17 protein-coding genes and 4 pseudogenes are annotated in these 23,769 nt (G+C 59.9%); 12 read left to right on the top strand and 9 right to left on the bottom strand.

The features are described 5' to 3' along the window. Positions 1-12: 12 nt before the first annotated feature. Positions 13-1,641 carry an AMP-binding protein gene (locus tag WH91_RS14600; protein ID WP_171910596.1) on the top strand — a complete coding sequence of 543 codons (1,629 nt, stop codon included), beginning with the start codon at positions 13-15 and terminating at the stop codon, positions 1,639-1,641. Positions 1,642-1,898: 257 nt separating this feature from the next. Here WH91_RS14600 and WH91_RS14595 read toward each other — a convergent pair whose 3' ends face one another. After that, positions 1,899-2,807, bottom strand: a complete 909-nt coding sequence (locus tag WH91_RS14595) for a LysR family transcriptional regulator (RefSeq protein WP_046171745.1) — start codon at positions 2,805-2,807, stop codon at positions 1,899-1,901. Positions 2,808-2,915: 108 nt separating this feature from the next. Here WH91_RS14595 and WH91_RS14590 point away from each other — a divergent pair, with 108 nt between their 5' ends. From WH91_RS14590 to WH91_RS14580, 3 genes and pseudogenes are all read left to right on the top strand, one after another. Further along, a complete protein-coding gene (locus WH91_RS14590) occupies positions 2,916-3,971 on the top strand; it encodes an alkene reductase (protein ID WP_046171744.1) in 1,056 nt (351 codons plus the stop codon). Between the two features lie 392 nt (positions 3,972-4,363). Next, positions 4,364-5,671, top strand: a complete 1,308-nt coding sequence (locus tag WH91_RS14585; RefSeq protein ID WP_046171743.1) for an MFS transporter — start codon at positions 4,364-4,366, stop codon at positions 5,669-5,671. A 466-nt stretch (positions 5,672-6,137) separates the two neighbouring features. Next, positions 6,138-6,837: pseudogene (locus tag WH91_RS14580) on the top strand (transposase); the annotation flags it as partial. A 396-nt stretch (positions 6,838-7,233) separates the two neighbouring features. Here the strand turns inward: WH91_RS14580 and WH91_RS14575 are convergent. The 6 genes from WH91_RS14575 to WH91_RS14550 form a co-directional block, all read right to left on the bottom strand. Further along, positions 7,234-7,947, bottom strand: a complete 714-nt coding sequence (locus WH91_RS14575; RefSeq protein ID WP_244542462.1) for a dihydroxyacetone kinase family protein — start codon at positions 7,945-7,947, stop codon at positions 7,234-7,236. Continuing rightward, a complete protein-coding gene (locus WH91_RS14570) occupies positions 7,883-8,884 on the bottom strand; it encodes a dihydroxyacetone kinase subunit DhaK (RefSeq protein WP_046171741.1) in 1,002 nt (333 codons plus the stop codon). Before WH91_RS14570 ends, WH91_RS14575 begins: the two co-directional genes overlap by 65 nt. 22 nt (positions 8,885-8,906) lie before the next feature. Beyond that, positions 8,907-9,941, bottom strand: a complete 1,035-nt coding sequence (locus WH91_RS14565; RefSeq protein ID WP_046171740.1) for an ABC transporter permease — start codon at positions 9,939-9,941, stop codon at positions 8,907-8,909. Further along, positions 9,938-11,491 carry a sugar ABC transporter ATP-binding protein gene (locus WH91_RS14560; protein ID WP_046171739.1) on the bottom strand — a complete coding sequence of 518 codons (1,554 nt, stop codon included), beginning with the start codon at positions 11,489-11,491 and terminating at the stop codon, positions 9,938-9,940. Before WH91_RS14560 ends, WH91_RS14565 begins: the two co-directional genes overlap by 4 nt. A 69-nt stretch (positions 11,492-11,560) precedes the next feature. Continuing rightward, positions 11,561-12,571 (bottom strand): substrate-binding domain-containing protein, encoded by a 1,011-nt coding sequence (locus tag WH91_RS14555; protein ID WP_046171753.1) that lies wholly within the window; start codon positions 12,569-12,571, stop codon positions 11,561-11,563. A gap of 32 nt (positions 12,572-12,603) precedes the next feature. Then, positions 12,604-13,626, bottom strand: coding sequence for an ABC transporter permease (locus tag WH91_RS14550; protein ID WP_046171738.1), 1,023 nt, complete (start codon positions 13,624-13,626; stop codon positions 12,604-12,606). 38 nt (positions 13,627-13,664) lie between these two features. On the opposite strand from WH91_RS14550, the gene WH91_RS14545 reads away from it, so the two are divergent. After that, a complete protein-coding gene (locus tag WH91_RS14545) occupies positions 13,665-14,921 on the top strand; it encodes a substrate-binding domain-containing protein (protein WP_248305823.1) in 1,257 nt (418 codons plus the stop codon). A gap of 381 nt (positions 14,922-15,302) precedes the next feature. On the opposite strand, the gene WH91_RS14540 is transcribed toward WH91_RS14545, so the two are convergent. Then, a complete protein-coding gene (locus WH91_RS14540) occupies positions 15,303-15,797 on the bottom strand; it encodes a cytochrome b (protein WP_046171752.1) in 495 nt (164 codons plus the stop codon). An 83-nt stretch (positions 15,798-15,880) separates the two neighbouring features. On the opposite strand from WH91_RS14540, the gene coxB reads away from it, so the two are divergent. From coxB to WH91_RS22700, 5 genes are read left to right on the top strand one after another with little or no spacing between them, the layout of a single operon-like run. Further along, on the top strand, positions 15,881-16,870 hold the full coding sequence (coxB, locus tag WH91_RS14535) for a cytochrome c oxidase subunit II (protein WP_082102186.1): 990 nt from the start codon (positions 15,881-15,883) through the stop codon (positions 16,868-16,870). Beyond that, on the top strand, positions 16,867-19,356 hold the full coding sequence (gene ctaD, locus WH91_RS14530) for a cytochrome c oxidase subunit I (protein WP_046171736.1): 2,490 nt from the start codon (positions 16,867-16,869) through the stop codon (positions 19,354-19,356). Before coxB ends, ctaD begins: the two co-directional genes overlap by 4 nt. Beyond that, a complete protein-coding gene (locus tag WH91_RS14525) occupies positions 19,353-19,760 on the top strand; it encodes a hypothetical protein (protein WP_046171735.1) in 408 nt (135 codons plus the stop codon). The genes ctaD and WH91_RS14525 overlap by 4 nt, the downstream gene beginning before the upstream one ends. After that, positions 19,757-20,380, top strand: coding sequence for a cytochrome c oxidase assembly protein (locus tag WH91_RS14520; protein WP_074797805.1), 624 nt, complete (start codon positions 19,757-19,759; stop codon positions 20,378-20,380). The genes WH91_RS14525 and WH91_RS14520 overlap by 4 nt, the downstream gene beginning before the upstream one ends. Next, entirely contained in the window at positions 20,377-21,363 is a 987-nt protein-coding gene (locus tag WH91_RS22700; protein ID WP_052952854.1) for a c-type cytochrome, read from the top strand. Before WH91_RS14520 ends, WH91_RS22700 begins: the two co-directional genes overlap by 4 nt. A gap of 56 nt (positions 21,364-21,419) precedes the next feature. Here the strand turns inward: WH91_RS22700 and WH91_RS14510 are convergent. Further along, positions 21,420-21,803 (bottom strand): annotated as a pseudogene (locus WH91_RS14510) (PQQ-dependent sugar dehydrogenase); the annotation flags it as partial. Positions 21,804-21,881: 78 nt separating this feature from the next. Between WH91_RS14510 and WH91_RS23555 the strand changes: the two are divergent. Together WH91_RS23555 and WH91_RS14495 are read left to right on the top strand one after the other, a co-directional pair. Then, a pseudogene (locus WH91_RS23555) lies at positions 21,882-22,877 on the top strand (DDE-type integrase/transposase/recombinase); the annotation flags it as partial. Between the two features lie 41 nt (positions 22,878-22,918). Further along, positions 22,919-23,769 (top strand): annotated as a pseudogene (locus WH91_RS14495) (transposase); the annotation flags it as partial.

The raw sequence follows: 23,769 nt of genomic DNA, 5'->3' as shown, positions 1-23,769 counted from the left end.
GAGGGATATGCTTTGGCAAAAGCGCCGCTGGGTCCATCGGGCCATGTCGACACCTTCACGCGGGACAACCTGCCGCCAAGCGCCTCCTGGCCGGAGATCGACCTGGGCGACTACCAGTACCCGCCATACCTAAACGCTGCCACCGAACTCACCGATCGCATGGTGGAGCGCGGTTTTGGCGACAATGTCGCACTGATCGGCAATGGGCGCACGCGCACCTACCAGGACCTGATGGAATGGACCAACCGGATCGCCAACGCCTTGGTGGACGATTTCGGAATCAAGCCTGGCAATCGTGTGCTGATCCGCTCCGGCAACAATCCCGCCATGGTGGCGTGCTGGCTCGCCGTGACCAAGGTCGGTGCCGTCGCCGTCAACACCATGCCCATGCTGCGCGCGGGCGAGCTTTGCAAGATCATCATCAAGGCAGAGATTAGCCACGCGCTGGTCGACGCCCGTTTGCGTGACGAGTTGGATGCCGCGGCTCTCGAAAGCGGCTTTCTCAAGCAGATTATAGAATTTGACGGTACGGCCAATTTTGACGCTGTGCTCGATCGGGTAGCGCTCAACAAAAGCAGGGTTTTTGAAGCAGTGCGGACGGGGCGTGATGACGTAGTGCTCCTCGGCTTTACGTCGGGCACGACAGGCGAGCCTAAGGCCACCATGCACTTCCATCGCGACCTGCTGATCATCGCAGATGCCTATGCGAAAGAGGTTCTCGATGTGCGGCAGAGCGACGTTTTTGTCGGTTCGCCACCTATCGGTTTTACCTTCGGGCTCGGCGGTCTGGCGATTTTCCCGCTTCGGTTCGGCGCGTCAGCGGCCCTGTTCGAAGATGCGGCTCCGGCGAGGCTGATCGAAATCATCCAGCAGCACAAGGCGACCGTCTGTTTTACGGCCCCCACCGCTTATCGCGCCATGCTGCAAGCGATGGATGACGGCGCCGATCTGTCGAGCCTCCGCATTGCCATATCTGCCGGCGAAACTCTGCCAGCCGTTACATTTCACGAATGGGCCCGCAAGACCGGCACTCCCATTCTCGATGGCATTGGCTCAACCGAGCTGCTGCATATCTTCATCACCAACAGGATCGACGATTGCCGCCCGGGCTGCACCGGCACACCTGTTGGCGGCTATCAAGCCAAGGTATTGAGCGCCGATGGACATGAAGTCGGCCGGGGCGAGGTCGGCCGCTTGGCGGTTCGCGGTCCGGTTGGTTGCCGATATATGTCCGCCGATGCGCGACAGGCGGAGTATGTCGTCGAGGGCTGGAACGTCACGGGCGACAGCTTCGTCCAGGACGAAGAGGACTACTTCCACTTCGTCGCTCGCACGGATGGCATGATCGTTTCCTCGGGCTACAACATCGCCGGCCCCGAGGTCGAGGCGGCTCTGCTTCTGCATCCGGACGTCAAGGAAGCTGCAGTCGTCGGCGCTCCTGACGAAGAGCGCGGGTTTATAGTTGAAGCCCATGTCGTGTTACGCGACGGCGTGCAAGGCGGCCCGGATGAAACCGCGCTATTGCAGACCCACGTCAAGAGCGTTATCGCGCCCTTTAAATATCCCCGCCGCGTGGTGTACACCAAGAGCTTGCCAAAGACCGAAAGCGGTAAGATACAGCGCTTCAAGTTGTTATCCTAAGCCAGCAATCGACATCCTAATGCCATTGGCAAGCCGGTAGCGCTTGTCCCGGCTTGCTTTGGGCCAAATTCTCGCAGGCTTCTTCGCTTATGTTCCGTTATCCCAATCAAGGACGTCTGCTTTTCACTAGAGCGGCAGAAAAGTGGACAGGCAGCTTCCCACCCCAGACGCGCCAGTCGGCAGGCGACCCCATTCCGGTCCTCCACGCTCGGTGGGAGCTGACCTTGAAGCAGACGTAGCCGGTCGTTGGCTGCTTGCTAGACAGCTCTAGCGTTGGCCCGTCGAACGAGCTCATCCACAACAATGCGGACCCTGGGGAGTATCGCACGGGTTGCGGGCCAGACAGCGTTGAACGGCGATTGCACCTGGCACCGATCCGGCAGCACCTCGACCAGTTCTTTTCGATCGATGTGAGGCTGCAGGAGAGACTGCGGCATTTGGCATAAGCCGAAACCGGCAACCGCCATATCGAGGACCACCTCCCCGTCGCTCACCAGGTGTGTCGCTGGTGGATCAACGGACGTCACACACCCGTCCTCATCAACGAAGCGCCAGGATGCAGCTTTGCCTAGTCTGCTTCCGAGGATGCAGGCATGACTTTGCAGATCCCGTAGGCTTGTCAGTTCCCCCGCTTCTCCGAGATAGCCTGGGGCGGCACAAAGAACGAGGCGCTGTGATCCTAGTGGTCGGGCAGCAATGTCGGTTCGGTCAGGCAGCTCGCCGAACCGAAGACAGAGGTCTACCCCTTCTTCGACAGGGTCGATGATCCGGTCCGAGAAGCTGGCCTTCAAGCGAAGGTCAGGGTGCGCCCTAAGGATATCCATCAGGATCGGCATGGCGATCCGCCGTCCGAACGCCGCAGGCATGTCCACCCTCAGTACGCCTCGAACAGTGCTGGCCTTGGACCGCGCGACGTCTTCCGCTGACCGGAGCTGATCGAGTGCGGCTTCGGCTTGCTCGAGATAAGCCACGCCTTCTGGCGTCAACGACATGTGACGTGTGGTCCGATGCAGAAGCTTGACGCCAAGCCGACCTTCCAACTGGGCCACCGACTTGGCGACGGCCGACTTAGAGATGCCAGAATGTGCTGCCGCCGCGGTGAATGACCCGGCCTTCACCACGGCGATAAAGATTTCTACCCCGGCAAAAGCGTTGGTAAGTGCCATCCCAAATGCGCTCCAATTGGCGACTTGAAGTGTACGGTCTGACAACCAGAAGGACAATTGCCCACAGAATGAAGCGGGCCCATATCTGCGGTAGCCAAGGAAATGCAGATGTCCCGTTTGTTCGATCCGTTGCAGGTAGGCGCTCTTGAGCTGCCGAACCGCGTTATCATGGCCCCGCTCACGCGAAAACGCTCCGGGATTGAGCGCGTGCCGAACGCCATGATGGCGGAATACTATCGGCAACGGGCTGGTGCCGGATTGATCCTGAGCGAAGCGACCTCGGTGTCCCCACAGGGCGTTGGCTATTGGGGCACGCCGGGTATCTGGAACGATGCCCAAGTCCAGGGTTGGCAACACGTCACGCGGGAGGTCCACGAAGCCGGCGGTCGCATGTTCCTGCAGCTCTGGCACGTTGGCCGCATCTCCGATCCCGACCTGCTCGATGGTGAGCTTCCTGTAGCGCCGAGTGCAATCGCTGCAGCGGGTCACGTCTCCGGATTGCGCCCAAAGCGGCCGCATCCCGTTCCCCGGGCACTCGAAACCGAAGAAATCCCTGACATCGTCGAGGACTTTCGACGGGGTGCGGAGAGGGCTAAGGCGGCCGGCTTTGATGGCGTCGAATTGCATGCCGCCAATGGCTATCTCATCGACCAGTTTCTGCAGGACAAGACCAACACGCGCACCGATCGCTATGGCGGCTCGGTCGAGAACCGCGCCAGGTTCCTGCTTGAGATCGTGGACGCAGTGATCGAGGTTTGGGGGGCCGACCGTGTCGGCGTGCATCTCCGACCCCGGGGCGAGGAGCACGATATGGGCGACAGCAATCCCAAAGCGATCTTCGGCTATGTCGCCGCCGAACTGGCGAAGCGGAAAATTGCCTTCATTTTCGTCCGCGAGATTGAAGCAGAGGACAGCTTGCTTGGTGAGATCAAGCGTCGGTTCGGCGGCCCGGTCATCGCAAATGAGCTCATGTCCAAGGAAGACGGAGAGCGCTTTATCGAGGCTGGGCATGCCGACGCTCTGGCATTCGGCCGGGACTACATCGCCACCCCGGACCTAGCCGAACGCCTTCAACAGAACCTGCCATTGAACATACCGAACAAGGACACATTCTATGGCGAAGGCCCTGAAGGCTACACCGACTACCCAAGGTTGCTGCCGTAGAGAGATTCAGAGGTCCGCTTACGTGACCTCAACACTGCGAGCGGACATTCTGATTACCACCCCGTCAAAGACGTCGCGGCGCCTGGCGGCCTCGCTGCTTTCGGGAAATAGCCAAGGCCACTTGAAGGGCCGGAATGGGCGCTTTACTGTCGGCCGGGGGCGCCTCCCAACCTACCTTTTTGCTTCTTGTAATGCCGGCTGTTTTCAGCCTTTACCCAGCATCATCAATATACCCCAGCGAACTCAGTGCCATGAGCACGCACCGTCGGCGGCAAGCATGTATGGGTGTCGCCGACACCGTCAAAATGTGGACCTAGCGTATATTGCGTGCCACAGACTGATCGATGATGTAGGCCCACTTCAGAACAGCGACGTTTGGTGAGAGTTCGGAAATGCTGACTGTGGACGGTGTATTGGAGCGTGCAGGGGCTGGGCGTTTTCAATGGCGCCTGCTCGGGATCTTCGGGCTTGTGTGGGCTGCCGATGCCATGCAAGTGCTCGCCGTTGGGTTCACCAGCGCCTCCATTGCGGCGACTTTCGGCGTGTCCGTACCCGAGGCGCTGCAAACCGGGACGTTGTTTTTCCTGGGCATGCTGATCGGCGCCAGCTTCTTTGGGCGATTGGCCGACCGGTTCGGCCGACGCAGGGTCCTTTTGGTCACGGTGATCTGCGACGCAATTTTCGGCCTACTTTCGGTATTCGCGCCCAACCTCTTCGTACTCTTTCTGCTCCGCTTCCTTACCGGCATGGCCGTGGGCGGCACGCTGCCAGTGGATTATGCCATGATGGCCGAATTCCTGCCGGCCAGGAATCGCGGCCGCTGGCTGGTGATGCTGGAAGGCTTCTGGGCCGTGGGAACAGTCGCGGTTGCCTTGGCTGCCTGGATCGCCAGCGTTTATGTAACTTCCGATGCCTGGCGCTGGATCTTTGCGGCGACCGCAGTTCCGGCGCTGATCGGCATCTTTCTTCGTTTCTGGGTTCCTGAATCCCCGCTCCACCTTCAGCGCACTGGCCAGACCGGCGAATTGCGCCGGACGCTCAACCGCATGCTGCGCGTCAATGGCAAGTCTGAACTGGCGGAGGGCGACACTGTCGCGTCCTCCACCGCCACCTCTGGCGGCAGCATTTTCTCGCCATCGTTGCGGCGACGGACGCTGTCGATCCTCTGCGTCTGGCTTCTGGTCTCGGTCTCCTATTACGGCGTTTTCACCTGGCTGCCCGGCCGCCTTGCCGAACAGGGCTTCGGCTATGTGCGTGGCTATGGCTTCCTCGTCATCGTCGCCTTGGCCCAACTACCCGGCTATGCCTTGGCGGCCTATGGTGTCGAAGCTATCGGCCGCAAGCCGACGCTGATCGGTTTTCTGCTTCTCAGCGCCGCTGGATGCGTCCTGTTTTTCCTTGCAACCGATGTGCTGCTGATCGGCGGTGCCATTCTGCTCATGAGCTTTGCGCTTCTGGGTACCTGGGGCGCCCTCTATGCCTTCACGCCCGAGCTGTTTCCCACGGCACTGCGCGGCACCGGCATGGGTGCTGCTGGTTCGGTTGCGCGCTTTGGCGGCCTGCTGGCACCTTCGGCCCTGGCCATCATCATCGCTCAGGACTTCTCGCTCGCAATCGCGCTGTTCGCGGGCCTGCTGCTCCTTGGCGCAGTCGCAGCCTCCTTTGTCGATACTGAAACGCGCAACGCCCTTCTAACCTGATGATCGAACAGGCACAGGGCGTAAGGCAGCTTTTGGGACGGCACACGGGCAGTCTGAAGGTCAGGAGTGAGGCGCTAAGCCTGTCACTAGTGACAGGCAGAGAGGAGTCCTCCCCTGCAAGGAGAGCTGTTAGCGTCGTGGTCCACCGCCTTTGTTATTCGTCGATCGAACTCGGTGGTAGTTAATTTTCGAGACCCTACCCTCTTGAGCTCGCGCAGCACGGCCATGCTGGGCCCCGCCGATACTCACTGTTACAGCCATCGAAGGCGTCGATGTTGGCTAAGGTCGCCCAAAGACTACCCATCCGCCGAAACAACACTGCCATCGACGCAGTGGCAACCTCCGAAATCAAGGCCAGTGTAAAACCGCGGCCCGCCGGACCCGACTTTCTGAGCCGCTCGTCGATCATTATCGATGCTCAGCAAACTTACGTGTCCGCAGATATATTGTTCCTCTTTTATCTGCTGACCACCGCTACTTCGTCTCCTAGGCAAGCGTTTACCGGCTTCTCAAGGCCCACGACCTCATCACCAGCCCGGCCTATGGGGTGATCAAGGCGGCAAACCAGTTCCACACCAGGACGGTGCGGCCCAACCAGATGTGGCAGACCGACTTCACTTGACTTCAAGATCATCGGCTGGGGCTGGATGTATCTGTCCACCGTGCTCGACGATTACTCGCGCTATATCATCGCCTGGAAGCTGTGCAGCACCATGCGGGCCCGGGACGTTACCGACACACTGGACATGGCCCTCACAGCCTCAGGCTGCGATCAGACCCATGTGCATCACAAACCCCGCCTGCTCAGCGACAACGGCCCGAGCTACATTGCCGGTGAACTGGCCGATTATATCGAGGCCAAAGCCATGAGCCATGTTCGGGGCGCTCCAATGCATCCCCAGACCCAGGGCAAGATCGAGCGCTGGCACCAGACCATGAAGAACCGCATCCTGCTCGAAAACTACTTCCTGCCCGGCGATCTTGAGGCCCAGATCGGCGCCTTCGTCGAGCATTACAATCACCAGCGCTATCATGAGAGCCTCAACAACGTGACGCCAGCCGACGCCTACTTCGGCAGGGCCGCAGCCATCATCAAACAGCGCGAAAGGATCAAACGCCAGACCATCCAGCATCGGCGCTTGCAGCACCGCAAGCTCTCCGCATAACATCAACCCAAAGACCAGGCCAATACTCCGCTAATCGGCGACCCAAGCTGAGCCAAATGATCTGACGACGGACAATTCTTGAGCGCTTCAATGTCGGAACTCTCGTACCAGCCGGGAAAACTTTCGTTGCCAAATAAAAGGTGCCCAAAGGATCGAGATGATCCGCGCCGCTACAAGCTGAATTAAAGATGGTCCCACCGCCATTCTCGACAAACTCACGTTTGTGCGGCGCTGCAGCACCGATCCAAAATCAGTGATCTAGTAATCGAAGTTCAGCCCGACACGCTGGAAAGATCAGCCGAGATATCCCCTGGGATCTTGGAGGTCGTTGGCTCGCTGCCAGTCATGAACAGCCGGCAATCTGTGAGCACGATCTCTGAAGAACAGAGCGCCTCATCATAGACGACCAAGGACAAAATCGGCCATGCGGCGAATCACCAGATAGCCAACAGTCGCCCCGGCATCTTGCAGTCCCAAGGTCTTTTGCTGAAACGCTGCGGCTTTACCGTGTTGTGCAACCATGGACTTGGTCTGTTCGAGCGCGTCCCTCGCTGCGTCGGCCGCAGCCTTCAAGGCATCGGGCAGAGTTGCTCTGCCTGATGCCTCAAGTGTCGTGGCGATCGGGTCAAGGACATCGAGGAGCGTCTTGTCGCCCACTTTCGCCTTGCCGCGCTCGGCCACCCCGTCGCGAAAGGCGCGCCAAAACGCCGCCATATCTGCCGTTTCGAGCCTGTCCTTGCCATCGATGGCCTTGCTGGCCCGCAGAAACCCCGTTGCGGTGAGCGTCCCCATGGTCGACGGCGCGGCTCGAGCCATCGTGGTGCCCGCTGTCCGAAGCAGCTTGGCAATTCCGGCAGCTTCGCCCTCCGTAGCCAGTGCATCAGCGGCCGCGGCGAATGCCTTGCTCATAGTTATGCCCAGGTCGCTGTCGCCCACCTGCCCGTCGAGCGCGATAAGAAACTCGCGCTGTTCAGCAAACAACTGCTTCCAGCTTTGAAAGAGGTCAATCAAATCAGCAGAAGTGAAGGTTCGATCAGTCATGCTGTTACCCTGCGACGTGCTGAAAGAATGGCGTGCGAGCGGGAGCGGCCACCAGCCGATCCAGCTCATTGTCGAGGTGCAATATGGAAATCGACGCGCCTGCCATTTCCATAGAGGTGGCAAATTCGCCGATCCACACATATTTGACTGTGACGTTTCGTTGCTGCAGCACTTGGGAAACCCGGCGGAACAAAATATAGAGCTCCTCCATCGGCGTGCCACCCAGGCCGTTGACCAGCACGGCGACTTCGTCGTACTTTTTGTAGTCCTGTTCGGCAAAGATGCGTTCCATCAACTCGTCAATTACCGCATCGGCCGGGGCCAGCTTCTTGCGGCTGATGCCGGGCTCGCCATGGATGCCCATGCCGATTTCCATCTCATCCTCACCGATCGAGAAGGTGGCGTGCCCAATTTCCGGCACCACGCAGCTCGATAGAGCCACGCCCATGGTGCGGGTGCGCGAGCGCGCCTTATCGGCGATACGGGTGACTTCATCGAGCGAAAGACCCTCGGCAGCGGCAGCTCCGGCGGACTTATAGATGAAGAAAATGCCGGCGACGCCCCGGCGCTTGTGCTCCTCGCCGACGATGGAGGACGCAACATCGTCATTGCCGACCACATGCTTGACCGCGATGTCGTCGAAGGCTGCAAGCTCGCCAGCCATCTCGAAGTTGATGATGTCGCCGCTATAATTGCCGTAGATGTAGAGCACGCCGGCGCCTTGATCGATGTGCTTTGTTACCTGGTAAATCTGCTCGGCACTGGGTGACTGAAACACGCCACCAACCGCGGCGCCGTCAAGCATGCCGTCACCGACATAGCCAAGAAACAACGGCAAGTGTCCCGAACCGCCACCCGTAGCGATGCCGACCTTGCCCGGCTTGACCTTGGCCGTCACCAGGCATCGTTTATCGTCACCCACGTAGGTGACGGCCAGATGTGCCAGGTAGATACCCTCCAGCATCTCGTCGACAAAATTGGCCGGATCGTTGAGGAACTTCTTCATGGATTGCCTCCGAATTTGAATGTTATTTACGGCGCTGGCGCGTAACGAAAAACGCCGCCGCAAGCAGAATAAAGGCGCCGACTACCAGGCGTTGCCAGGTGCTGGGAATACCGACCAAGACGAGGACGCTGTTGATGACGACGATCAGCAGCACGCCCAGCATAGTGCCAAAGACGGTGCCGGTGCCGCCAGTGATGCGCGCCCCTCCCAGAACCACGGCGGCGATCACGTTGATCTCGGTGCCGACTAGATCGAACGGATTGGCTTGGCGGTTTGCGCAGACATGGATGATACCCGCGAGCCCCGCCAGCGCGCCGGCATATCCGAACATGAAGATCTGGACTGTCCGCAAACTGTAGCCAAGACGGCTGGCGATATCGGAATTGCCACCAACGGCGAAAATGGCCCGACCCATCAAGGTTCGATTCAATATCCACCAGGTGATAATCGCCGCCACCGGCAGCACCAGGAAATAGACCGGCAGCGTAGTGACCGCACCATTGGCCGATTCGAACTGCAACAGCTGCCTCCGGCCAAACGCCCCCATCTGCGGCGGCAATTGCATAATCCAGACCGTGCCGATGAACGAGAGCAGAAATCCACGGAACAGATATTGCGTGCCGATCGTCACGATCAGTGACGCCACCTTGAGATGGTGGACCAATAACCCATTAATAACGCCCAGCAGTGCGCCACCAACGGTCGCCATAATCAGGATGACCGCGATCGGCAGGTCCGGCAATCTGCTCTGAACCAGCAGGGTCATCGAATACATGGTGAACGCGGCGATCGCAGTGAATGATACGTCGATGCCGCCGGCCGCCAGGATGATCAGTACGCCTAGCGCAAACAGTCCCATCACCACGCTGGCACGGCCGATGTCGATCAGCGTCGATGCCTGCAGGAAAGCCGGATTCACCACACCGACGACGATGCAGATGGTTATCAGCAGAAAAAGAGTGATGATTTCGGGCCGCTTGCGGATCAATTCGCCCAGGCCTGGGCGTTTCGATTTGCTGAGGCCTTCGCCGGAATAGACAACCGGGGGAACACTCATTGCGCAGTCTCCGGCGCGTTGGTCAGGATTGCCTTGTAGAGCTGGTCCTCACTGGCCTGCTCGGCATCGATTTCGGCGACTATCTGTCCGCTGTTCATCACCAGAATGCGGTCGGCGTTCTGCAACAGTTCGGGAAGATCGTCGCTGATGATGATCAGCCCCATGCCGGCCTCCGCCAACTTTTGAATGGCGCGATAGATCGTATCCTTCGAGCCGACATCGACACCCACGGTCGGGCCGTGCAGCACCAGAAGCTTTGGCGCGATGGTCAGCGCCCGGCCTATTAGTACACGCTGCTGGTTGCCTCCCGAAAGCGAGCCGACCGGAAGCTCGAGATCCTTGGTATTGAGCCGCATCTCTTCAGACAAACGCGCCGCCACCCGGCGTCCCTCTTGCTGATTGACAATGCCAAAGGCGTTGCTGAGACGCGAAATAATCAGGGCAATCTCGTTTTCGCGGATGGATTTGTCGAGAAACAGCCCCTCGGCCAAACGGTCTTCGGGAATGTAGCCAATGCCATGGGCGATAGCATCGGCAGGCCGGCGGATGTGGATCGTCTTTCCGTCCAGCGTGACTGTCCCAGACATTGCCGGTGCAATGCCAGCCAAGGCCATGGCAAGCTCATTGCGGCCGGAATCGGCAAGCCCAGTAATGCCCAGGATTTCTCCTTTGCGAAGCGAAAGATTGACCTGGTGGATGCCGGGGGCCTCAAGGCGCTCGACACTCAGCAGCGTCTGCTGCGAGGGTGCCGCGGACCGGTACCGTTTCCCCTCGATCGATCGGCCGGTCATCAATTCGGCAAGCTGCTGCTTGCTGTACCCCTGGATTGGGCCCTGCGCCACGCATTCCCCGTCCCTGAACACGATGGCATTCCCACCGATGCGGTAGCACTCATCAAGCTTGTGGGTGACGAATAGCACCGCGACATTCTCTGAGCGCAGCCGCTCGACCACCCCGATGAGGTTATCGACTTCTCGCCGGGTCAGTGAGGTAGTTGGCTCGTCCATAATAACCAGCCTGGCTCGCGTAGCGATGGCACGCGCGATCGCCACCAATTGCCTGGAGGCCAAGGGCAATTCGGATACGACGGTATCCAGAAACGCACGATCGGTCGGCAAGCCTGCAGCAGCAAGGGCGCGTTCGGCAGTCTGCCGCAATCTCTTGCGATCAAACAGTCTGGCCAAGCGTCCATTGGCCCGCACCAGCTGTTCGCTCAGCGCAACATTCTCGGCCACCGTCAGGTTCGGCAGCAGCGAAAGATCCTGATAAACGGTTTCGATTCCCGCGCTTAGGGCCTGGATCGGAGTGACCGACGCAAAGCGTTGGCCATGCAGTACAATCGTGCCGGCGCTCGGCTTGATGGCGCCAGACATGATCTTGATCACGGTGCTCTTGCCGCAGCCGTTTTCGCCAAGCAGATGATAAGCTTGGCCAGGCTCAAATGCAAGATCGACACCCCGCAGAGCATGCACGCCGCCGAACCATTTCTCGATCCTCTTGAGTTCGAGGAAAGGCGCCGCGTCACTCTGGCTAATTAGTGGTACACACACGGAACTTCCTTCACGCTTTTCCGGCCGCCGTGGCGGCCGGATTGTAGCTGTGTCTCGCTATGACGCTGTCTAGAACAGGTATTGCTTGTAATTCGACTTGTCGGCCAGAACCATGCCGTTTCCGACGACCAGGACGCCGGCGCCCGGACCTTTGGTGACGGAGACGTGGTCATAACCCTCAACGCCCAGATCCATGCCGTCCGTCAGCTCCTTCTTTTCCAGCAGCAACTTGGCGATCACGTTCATGGCCATGCCAGCCTTCTGGGGATCCCAGAAGCCGATCGCAGTGATCGCGCCGGAGTCGAGCAGATCTGCTGATGGGTTGGGCAAGCCGGTACCGACCAGACACACCTTGCCGCTCAAGCCGGCTTCGTCGATAGCCCGACCAACGCCGAGGACGTCATTGCCCGCCGAAGTCTGGAAACCCTTGATGTCGGGATATTTGCGCAGGATTTCCTTGGCCTTCTCATAGGTGCCGTTGGCATCGTCGAAGGATTCATTGTTAGGATCGACCAGCGCCATGCCCGGATATTTCTTGGCATTTTCCTCGCCTGAGCCCACCCATTGCATATGCGTGCGGCTGCCGAGCGAACCGACGAACGTCGTCCACTTGCCCTCCCCACCCATGCATTGGGCAAGCCGTTCGTTCAGGGCCGTGCCGTAGTCGGCATTGTTGAAGGCCTCGACATCGGCATTGGTATTGGTCTGGTTGTCGGCCTCATGCGTTACCACTATGATGCCGCGTTCGATGGCCCGCTGAAGGGTGCCTTCCAAAACGGCAGGATCCATCGGCACCACCGCCAAGGCGTCGACGCCCTTGGCCACCAAATCGTTGACGATCTGCAATTGCTGGGCCGAGTCCGCGGTGGCCGGACCACTCTGGCTTGCATCGATATCCGGATTGGCCAGAGCGAACGCCGCAACGCCGGTGCTCATGCGATCGAACCACGGAATACCGCTGATCTTGACGACGGTAGCGATAACCGGCTTGTCCTGCGCGACAACAGTAGCGGCCGGCGCTGCCAGAGAAACGGCCGCAGCGGCCACGCCGATCAGCAGTTTTTTGGAAAGAGACTTCATGATTTCCTCCACTCGTTTTCCCTCACCTTGTTTTACTTCGGACCCTGAGGGCTAGGCGCCGAAGGATTGGTTTGACGTTTGATAGACGGCAGGAAGCCTGCAATGCGGTAGCGCCCGACCGCGAGAAAGGTCAGCAGCAGCAGTCCCCAGGCAAAGTCGCGCACGAAATTGGAGAGGCCGCCAAAATTGAGCAGGCTCGACATCAACTGCAACGCAATGGCGCTGAGAACGACGCTCAGCACGCGACCGTAGCCGCCCTCGGGTTTAACGCCCGCCATCACTGCGATAAGGATGGCGATCAGGAGATAGGAGCTGCCATAATCGAACTTCACGTTGACATTGCGCGCCGCGATAATGATGCCCGCCACGCCCGAGAGCAGGCCCGAAATGGCATAAGTCGCGACCAGCACGCCATTCTTGGGGAAGCCGGCATAGAGTGCGGCCTTGGGATTGGTCCCCATCAGCATGAGCCATAACCCATAAGGGGTGAACCTCAGCAATGCGGCTACCAGGGCTGCGGCAAAGGCAAAGATCACAAAGGCAATCGGCACTTGCAGCACCATGTCGTTGCCGATGCTAGACAACAGCGCAGGGCTGCCAACGGTGACTGCCTTGCCCCCCGAGACCACCACGGCAAGACCCATGAACGCCATTTGAGTGCCAAGCGTGCATAGGATCGGCGTGATCTTGAGATAGGCGATCAGCGCCCCGTTGATGATGCCACCCAACAGCCCGATGAGGACGGCCCCAGCGATGAAAGCGATGCTGAAAGCGCTGGGGTCGGTGCTTGCCGACACGAAAGTGGACATGATGACGGCCGAGACGACGCCCGACAGATTGGCCAGCGCGATGCCGGAAAGGTCGATCCCTCCTTGCCCGGCGCACATAGCCAGCATCACGCCAATCGCCAAGAGCCCGATTTCCGGGACCTGACTGGCCATGGATTGCAAATTGTAGCTCGAGAGGAACGAGCCGCCAGAAATCAGGGCGCCCAAAACGAGCAAGAGGCCATTGATGACAATGAGCATGACCAGCTGCCCAGCAGATTTACCCATGGCCTCCCTCCACGTTTAGTAAAACTTTGCATGCTTTAGTGAATATTGCTATCAAGGACGTAGTGCCTTGGCAAGTGGGGTTGTTCGAAGGCTGTTGCGGGGTCGGTGATTTTGCCTTAGGCGTTTGCCACCGCAGACGTTTACTAAACTTTCCCCCAAGCTGCGGAAGGAAGTACAAGTCCTTGAGGCACGACAAAAAACTCACGATCAAGGACATCGCCGCCGCGGCAGGTGTCTCCGCTGCGACGGTTTCGCTGGTTCTCAATGGTAAGGGCGAAATATCGAGCGTCACCAGGGCGCGGGTGCTCGAGGCAGTAGCTAGCCTGAATTATGTGCCCCGCGTGGCCAAAAGCGGTTCAGCGGCTGCTGCAACCTTGCGGTTTCTGAAGATTGCTAAGCATGGCCACACCGTTAATCGCGATCACAGCGTCTTCATCTCCGATTACATCGATGGCATGTCGTCGGAAGCCAGTAGGCGGAGCTACAAGCTGGAAATCGCCAGTTTCGAGGGTCAGCCAATCAGCGCGGTGGCCGAGACCATTGCCGGAGCCCCAATTTCTGGGGTGATCGTCTTGGGCACCGAGCTGACCGAAGAAGATATTGTGCTGATCCAGGGGCTGGGCGTGCCGACAGTCTTTATCGACACCTTCCACCCCATCGTGGACGCCAACTTTGTGGACATGAACAACGAGGATGCCGTCCATAAGGTATTGGCCCGTTTTCAGGAGCAGGGCTTCGAACGCATTGGCTTTGTGACCTCGCATGTGGACACCACCAATTTTCGTCTGAGGCGCGAGGCATTTTTCTCCAACGTCGACCGCCTCGGAATAACTATCGATCCGGCGGACATACTGTCCGTCGAATCAACTTATGAAGGCTCTTATCTCGACACGCGCCGGCTGCTTTCAGACGGGCTTAAGCTCGCCCGATGCTACTTCTGCACCAATGACATCATTGCCTATGGCTTCATTCGCGCTCTTCGCGAACACGGCGTTTCGATCCCCGGTGACGTCTCGATCATCGGCTTTGACAATCTGCCTCAAAGCGCGACCATGAATCCGAGCCTGACGACGATTGAAGTGTCCAAGCGAAAAATCGGTTACCTTGCCGTGGCGATCCTCGACGAGATCATCAACGCCGGGGAACCCCAGCCGCCGGTGAAGATACTCGTCGGTGCCGAACTTGTGCTGCGAGATAGCCACGACGCCGGCAACTCAAACGGCACAGCGACGTTGCTCAGGTCAGGCAGCGTTGCCGACCAACTGATTTCATCCAGTTCGGCGCGGAAAGCTTAAAGCGAACCTGTAGTGCCGGCGTTATACGGTTCAACCTTTCCACTCATTAGTAGACCGGTGACGAGGGACGATCTCTCACGGCGTTGCGATAACAATGATCCCGAGCACCAGAAATGTCGCATGATGTGGTACAGCAGAGGCCGAAACCAAGATAGATACGGTACTGGAGGCGCTGCTGACATCAAGCGACAAGAGTGATCCAGTCACGCAAACGATCAGCAGGCACTTGTCCGTGATCCACACGAAGGACATTCAAGGCCGGATAAAAATCTACAATCACAAGAAGGCGCTGTACGCACTACGCTCGTCCGTTGTCCATTCGGGGCAGCGGGACGTTCTTTGGGCGGATTGGTTTGGACGACGCCGCGCACCAGCAAATGTTCAATCTCCATTTGAACGAAGCATCCGTCGCAGCGTGTCGTTTCGATAGACAAAATGCTCAGCGAGCGCGCCTATGACGTGAAAGCCAATCGCCGGAACCAGGATAAGTCGGCCGACCTCGTGTAGTTCCGCGGCGAACTCGATGCCGAAGAACCATGCGATGGCGCCGGTCAGCGGCATGGCGAAAATAAAGCAGTAGAGCAGCACATGAGTGGCGTGACCCAGCCAGTTGAGGATTGCGGGCGTATCGGCATGCGGGGGCGGCGCGCCGCGTATGGTGCGAATGGCCAGTCGAATTACTGCCAGGACAAGCACGGTGAGGCCGACCACCATGTGCAGCAACGCTCCGCTAAATCCATCCAGGCTTTCGCCATCCAGCCGTTCCGAAAAGGCCCGCTGCATAGCCTCATTGACGAACAGCTGGAAGATGATCAGGGCTGCGATGGTCCAGTGCAGGATAATCTGGATGCTGGAATAGCCTCTCGGCTGTGGCATGCTGATGTCCTGTGCGACCGGGTGAAGCAGGAACTCATGGATAGCCGCTGCGTTCCCAACGTACATTCAACGCGCGGGGGCTGATGCGGCGGGCTAGGCTTAACATTGCAGGACGAAGCGCGCGGCTGGCGTCGGCAACCCTGCCGGCCATTGTCCTTGCGGCCTGCAGCCCCGAGCAAAGCGCCCTTCACCCGGCAGGAGTCGACGCGACCGAACTGGCCAACCTGTTCTGGTTCATGACCATCGGCGGCGCCGTGGTTTGGTGCGTCATCATGGGGGCAGCGATTTATGCCGTCGTGGGCAAGAGACGCCCCCGCAGCGAACGGTTCGCCGACCGCTTCGTGTTTTTTGGCGGTGTCGCCTTTCCCACCATTGGCCTCGCCGCTTTGTTGGTATTCGGGCTAGCCCTGCTGCCCGACTGGCGTGGTACCGACGCGCCCGACCTGCGCGTTAGTGTGGTCGCCGAGCAGTTTTGGTGGCGCCTTGCCTACGAGGGTGAGGATGGCGTGCGGATCGCCACTGCCAACGAGGTGCACCTGCCGGTCGGTGCGACTGTGGAATTCGCACTCACTTCCACGGACGTGATCCACTCTTTCTGGATACCCGCCCTCGGAGGCAAGATGGATGCCATTCCCGGGCGCACCAATCTGCTGCGCCTAACCCCGACCAAGCAAGGTATATATCGCGGCGTCTGCGCGGAATTCTGCGGTACCTCGCACGCGCTAATGGCCTTCCCAGTGATGGTGCACGAGGCGGCAGATTTCGCGACCTGGCTTGCTGCCCAACGCCAGCCAGCGACCGCCAGTGGCGCAGATGCATTCGTCGCCGCCGGCTGCGGCGCCTGCCACGTCGTGCGCGGTGTCAGCGAAGCGGGATCGGTTGGGCCGGACCTGACCCATTTCGCCAGTCGCCGCAGCATCGGTGCCGGCACGCTGGAGCTGACCCGCGCGAACCTCGATGACTGGCTAATCGCCCCCACTCATATCAAGCCGGGTGTCCGCATGCCGTCTTTCGCTACCTTGCCCGATGCCGAGCGTACGGCCATCGTGGATTTTCTGCTGGAGCTCAAATGACCGACACGGCTGCCCAGGAACAGCGTCTGGCCAAGGCTTGGGCCCGCCCAAAAGGCTGGGCCTATTTCTCCGACGTGAATAACTCGGTGATCGGCATCTGGTACATCTCGGCAGCCTTCGCCTTCATGCTGTTCGGCGGCGTGCTGGCGTTGATCATCCGCACACAACTGGCGGTGCCGAACAATAATCTGGTGTCGGCCGAAACCTATAACCAGCTCTTCACCCTGCATGGCACGGTGATGATGTTCCTGTTCGCCGTGCCCATCTTCGAGGCGGTGGCGATCCTCATCCTGCCGGCCATGCTGGGCGCGCGCGACCTGCCGTTTCCGCGCCTCTCCGCCTTTGGTTTCTGGTGCTTTCTCATCGGCGGCGTGTTCGTATGCGGCTCGATCTTCTTCAACGCGGCGCCCGATGCCGGCTGGTTCATGTATCCGCCGCTCTCGACCGAGCAAGGCGGCATCGGGGCCGACATCTGGTTGCTGGGCCTCAGCTTCATCGAGGTGGCGTCGATCGCCGCGGCGGTCGAACTGATCGTGGGCGTGCTCAAATGCCGGGCGCCGGGGATGCATATCAACCTGACGCCGGCCTATGGCTGGTATGTGCTGGTGGTCGGGGCGATGATCCTCTTCGCCTTCCCGCCGCTGATCGCCGGTGATTTCCTGTTCGAGATGGAACGCGCCTTTGACTGGCCCTTCTTCGACGTGACGCGGGGCGGCGATCCTCTGCTGTGGCAGCACCTGTTCTGGATCTTCGGGCATCCGGAGGTCTACATCATCTTCCTGCCGTCCATTGCGCTGCTGGCGATGATCATTCCCACCTTCGCCCAGCGCCCGCTCGCCGGTTATTCATGGATCGTGCTTTCGGCCATCGGCACCGGCTTCCTGAGCTTCGGGCTCTGGGTTCACCACATGTTCACCACCGGCCTGCCCTCAATTTCGCTGGGCTTTTTCTCGGCGGCGTCTGAAGCCGTGGCCATTCCCACCGGTATTCAGCTTTTTGTCTTCATCGCAACGGTTATGCTAGGCAATGTGGTGCGGACCGTGCCGATGCTTTATTGCCTGGGCGCGCTGGCGACCTTCATCGTCGGCGGGCTGACAGGCGTAATGCTGGCCGTCGCGCCGTTCGATTTCCAGGCGCACGACAGCTATTTCGTCGTCGCACACCTCCATTACACGCTGATCGGCGGCATGCTGTTTCCGGTGATTGCGGGCGTACAATATTACTACCCGTTCGCCACCGGAAAGCTGCTGTCTCGCAAGCTGGGCATCTGGTCGTTCTGGCTTAGCTTCATCGGCTTCAACGTCACGTTCCTGCCCATGCACCTGACGGGCCTCCTGGGTATGCCGCGGCGCATCTTCACCTACGGCGCGCTGCGTCAGTGGGGCGATCTCAACCTGCTCTCGACCGTCGGCGCCTTCATCTTCGCTGCAGGATTTCTGTTGTTCGTGTGGGATTGCGTGCGGCCCAAATCCAGTGAGCCAAATGCTCCGCGCAATGTCTGGAAGGCGGGAACGCTCGAATGGGCCGGTAAGGTACCGGCTGACGACTGGGGTCTGCGCTCGATTCCGCAGATCGACAGCCGCTATCCCATTTGGGACGACAAGACGCTGCTCGCGACGATCGACGAGGGGAAGGGCTTGCTCGCAGACGCGAAGGAAGGCCGGCGCGAGACACTGGTTACCTCGGTGCTCGATGCAGAGCCGACCCAGGTGCTACGCGTCGGGACGCCCACTTGGCTGCCGATGCTGGCTGCCATCGGCCTTGGCGGCGCCTTCATCTTCCCCGTCTGGAAGCTGTGGTGGCCGACACTAGGCAGCGCCCTGTTCTTCCTGGCGGTTGTCCTGTGCTGGCTGTGGACTGGCACGGCCGAAATCCCAGAAAAGCAGACTAAGGACATCGGCGATGGCCGGAGGGTGCCATTGTACGTTGCCGGTCCGCAGTCTACCGGCTGGTGGGCAATGTTCATCACCATGACGGGCGATCTCACAGCCTTTCTAGCCGTGCTGTTCGGCTATTTCTTCTTCTGGACCATCCACCCCGATTTTCCACCGATCGGTATCGACGGCCCGGGCTGGCAATGGCCGATGGTCGCCGCTGGACTGGCCGTCGTCACGTGGATGGCGACGCTGGGAGCGCGGCTGACTAACGCCGCCGGTCAGGTCACTCTATCGCGCGGCTTGCTCGTAACCGGTATCATCGCCGCCGCGCTGACGGGCGTGGCGCTGATGGCCGGACCATGGACGACTGGCCTCGATCCCACGGCGCATTCCTATCCCGCCATCGTCTGGGGGCTGGTCGTCTGGATCGTGCTGCACCTGATGGCAGGGATGATCATGCAGGCCTATGCGCTGGCCCGCTCCATCTTCGGCAAGCTGACGCCCCGGCATGACGCAGACCTGTGGAACGTGACGCTCTACTGGCATTTCACCGGCGTCTGCGCGTTGCTCACCGCACTCGTCATCGGAGGCTTTCCGCTGCTGCAATGAGTGCCAAACCCGCCCATAACGAACTCGAACGCGAAACCGGCTATGGCACTGACCTGTGGCGGGTCATCGCTGCACCGGTCGTGTGGGCGCTGCATTTCCTCTTCTGCTATGTTTACGGCGCTGTCTATTGCGCCAAAGCAGGGCGCGATGCGCCGCTCGACCAGCCGACCATCGTGGTCATTGTCGCATCGCTCGTCGCCCTGGCGCTTATCGGTCTTTCGACATTGCAGATTTGGCGCGTCAGGGCCCGCAGCCTTACCGACAATGACTTCGAATTCGAGCACAACACGCCCGAGGAGCGGCACCGCTTTCTCAGCCATGTGGCGCTGATGCTCTGCGTTCTGTCGGCGGTGGCCGTTATCTACGTCACCATTCCCATGCTCTATCTTTCGACCTGCCGATGATCGACCGCTGGCTTACCATTTCCGGGATTGCCGTACTTGCTTTCGCATGGTGCGGACCAATGCCGGGATTGGTCGCGGCAAGTTTTGCGGCCCACATGACCCTGCACATGACCGTGGTCGGCATCGGCATTCCGCTGCTGGCTGCCGGCATTGGGCCGTCCGTGGCGGACCGCGGCAGGCTGCGCTCGCAGGTCGCGCTGCCGATCACCGTCAGCATCCTTGACCTAGTTGTGGTCTGGGGCTGGCATGCGCCGGCGCTGCATCATGCGTCGCGCACGCTGCCCTGGGCTTTGGCCGCAGAGCAGATCAGTTTCGCGCTGGTGTCGCTGCTGGTCTGGCTGATAGCTCTAGCTAGCACGACCGAAACGCGGCGCAGCGCTGCGCTGGCAGGGGCGATGGCGCTGTTCTTCACGTCGATGCATATGACGTTGCTTGGCGCATTGCTAGGCTTGGCGCCGCGCACGGTCTATGGCGAACATCTGCACCAGGCGGGCGGCCTGCCGGCCCTGGTGGATCAACAGCTGGGCGGCGTGATCATGCTGGGTATTGGCGGGGTGATCTATCTTGCCGGCGGACTGGTTTTGATGGCCCGCGTGCTTCAGAGGCGGACGGCGGCATGACAGACCTCAGACCCTATGTCATCGGTGTCGGGCTGAGTCTGCTGGGGCTTGGCTTCGTGCCACTCAGCGGGCTCATCCCCAGTTCCGCCGTGCCCGGTCAGCCAGCGCTGTTCGACTGGTATTTCAATCTCGCTGCACAGCAGTCCATCACCCTGCGCTCGGTCGGCCTGACAGTGCCGTCGCTCGACACACCCGGCATGGTCGAACGCGGTGCTGGCCATTACGACATGGTCTGCGCCGATTGCCACGGCAGTCCCTCGGCGCCCGCCGAACAATTTGCCGACAATCTCAGTCCAAACCCGCCACTGCTGGTGGAGCGAATGGCTCAGTGGCATCCCGAGGCGCGCGTCTTCGCCACGGTCAAGCACGGCATTCGGCGCACGGCCATGCCTGGCTGGCCAACGCAGATGCGCGATGACGAGGTCTGGGACATGGTAGCCTTCCTCATGGCCCTGCCCGACATGGAAGCGAAGGACTATGAGCGTATTGTCGCCGGCGGCTGCACGGGCTGCCATGGGGTGGACGGTCAGGGCGCTGTTCCCGGTACACCCCGCCTCGACATCCAGACGCCGGGCTATATCGAAGCTGCGCTCAGGGCCTTCCGTGAAGGAACGCGGGAAAGCGGCACGATGATGGCGGCTGCCCGGACGCTGAGCGATGCTGAAATCGAAGACCTGGGGGCACTCTATGGGCGGGATGATGCCGTGCCCGTCGGCAGCGGCTCGGCAGAAGCAGCGACCATCGTGCGGCTGGGCATCCCCGCACGGGACATTCCAGCCTGCGATTCCTGCCATGGCGCCGAGGCCCGTCCCGGGTATCCGCGGCTTGACGGCCAGGATGCCGGGTATCTGCAGAACCAGCTCAAGCTGTTCAAGGAACTTGGACCGGAGCGGGGTGGGCCGAATGGCCATATCATGGCCGAGGTCGTGCGGTACCTCGAAGAGGACGAGATGGAGGCGCTGGCGGACTTTTACGGCCGCTAGAGCTTGGCGTTTAGGGTCTTTGCGTCTTTCTCCTGCGTGAGCTTGTGCATGCGTGACTAGTTCTGCGCTGGTGGCGCGGGGGCACCATCTTCGGGCGAGACTGCCAGTGCGATCTCGGTTTGCGATGGTTCCACCGGCCCGGGCTGGACCGCTGCAGCAGGCTCAGCAGCCGGGGCCGCCTCGGCTGCGACGTCAACAATCCGGTCTGTCGGGATGGGCTCAGGCGTAACCGAACCATCGGCGGCCGATACCCGCCATATCGTGTTGCCCGCGTCGTCGGCGATCAGCAGGGCGCCGGTGCCGTCGATCGCCAGCCCTACAGGCCGGCCGCGTGCCTTGTCACCGTCAAGGAAACCGGTCACCACATCCTGAGCCATGCCGGACGGCATGCCATCGGTGAAGGGGACGTAGATGACCTTGCAACCGTTGAAAGCTGTCCGCCGTCAGCACCCATGGCACAGATTCAGGGTTGAGCTTTAAGGAGTGTTTTGGTCTCGTTGCATGACGAAGGAACCAAGATGACTGCCAAATCCTCGAATACCAAAAAGCCTGCCGAGCAGGTGGTGAAGGACATTCGCCGGGCAACCCGGCGGCACTTTTCAGCTGAAGACAAGATCCGGATCGTTCTCGATGGCTTGCGTGGCGAAGACAGCATTGCCGAGCTGTGCCGCAAGGAAGGCATCGCGCATAGCCTGTATTACACCTGGTCCAAAGAGTTCATGGAGGCCAGCAAGCGCCGCCTGGCGGGTGATACGGCGCGCGCTGCTACCAGTGATGAAGTCAAGGATCTGCGCCGTGAGGCTGGTGCGCTCAAGGAATGCGTTGCCGATCTGACGCTGGAAAACCGTCTGCTTAAAAAAAGCATGATCGCGGATGGGGACGAGCAGCAATGAGATATCCCGCATCCGAAAAACTCGAGATCATCAATCTCGTCGAGCAGTCGCACCTGCCGGCGAAACGCACTCTGGACCGGCTGGGCATTCCGCGTCGGACCTTTTATCGCTGGTATGACCGCTACCTCGGTGGCGGTCCTGAGGCATTGGAAGATCGGCCATCCGCGCCGCGCCGGGTGTGGAACCGCATCCCAGCTGCCATCCATGACCAGATCATCGAGTTGGCACTGGAGCAGTCCGAACTGTCGCCTCAGGAACTGGCTGTGCAGTTCACCGACGAGAAGAGCTACTTCGTCTCCGAGGCCAGCGTTTACCGGCTTCTCAAGGCCCACGACCTGATCACCAGCCCGGCCTATGTGGTGATCAAGGCGGCAAATCAGTTCCACACTAGGACGGTGCGGCCCAACCAGATGTGGCAGACCGACTTCACTTGACTTCAAGATCATCGGTTGGGGCTGGATGTACCTGTCCACCGTGCTCGACGATTACTCGCGCTACATCATCGCCTGGAAGCTGTGCAGCACCATGCGGGCCCGGGACGTTACCGACACACTGGACATGGCCCTCACAGCCTCAGGCTGCGATCAGGCCCATGTGCATCACAAACCCCGCCTGCTCAGCGGGGGATGCGGACGAAAACTTGGACTACCAGGAGGTAATTCATGTATTCCTACGAAGACAGAGTTCGAGCGGTCGAGTTGTACATCAGGCTCGGCAAACGTGTTAAAGCGACCATTCGTCAGCTTGGGTATCCAACTAAGAATGCCCTGAAGGGCTGGTGCCGGGAATTCGAGCAACGTCTCGATTTGCGTGTGGGCTGTGCGGTCCGGCCCCCAAGTATTCTCAAGTTCAGAAGGAGGCGGCTGTTGAGCACTACCTCACTCATGATCGCTGCTTTGCTGCAACGATGAGGGCATTGGGTTATCCCGGTCGCACAATGTTAACCGCATGGGTTAGAGAGGCGTTTCCTGAGACCAAGGAGGCCTTGGTTGGCAGGTCTGGGCGTGTAATTTATCCCGAGGCGTTGAAGCAGGCCGGAGTCATCGGGCTTTGCAATCGACAAGAAAGCGCCCAGGACGTGGCTGACAGGCTGGGCGTGTGCAGGCCGACGTTGTACAATTGGAAAAACCAGTTACTCGGTCGTGAGGCTTCCTCATCCATGAAACGCCGCAATAACTCTCCGCCAGTGCCGGAGCGAGAGGAATTGGAGCGCCAGCTCGAATATCTACAACGCATATCCGGCAACTGCAGCTCGAGCATGACCTCTTGAAGAAGGCCAATGAACTATTAAAAAAGGGCTTGGGTGTCGATCTGCAGCTCCTGACCAACCGGGAGAAGACATTGCTGGTTGACGCCCTCAAAGATCTCTATCGGCTGCCAGAGCTCCTTGCCCAGTTGGAGCTGGCACGAAGTTCGTACTTTTACCATCGAGCCCGTGTGAAGGTGGCAGACAAATACCTCGCTATTCGTCACAGCATCACTGAAATCTTCGAGCTCAACCATTGCTGTTACG

It is taken from the genome of Devosia psychrophila (assembly GCF_000971275.1).
Taxonomy (GTDB): domain Bacteria; phylum Pseudomonadota; class Alphaproteobacteria; order Rhizobiales; family Devosiaceae; genus Devosia; species Devosia psychrophila.
Note: the sequence above shows the minus strand (reverse complement) of the source record. Positions and strands in the feature narration are given on the sequence as shown.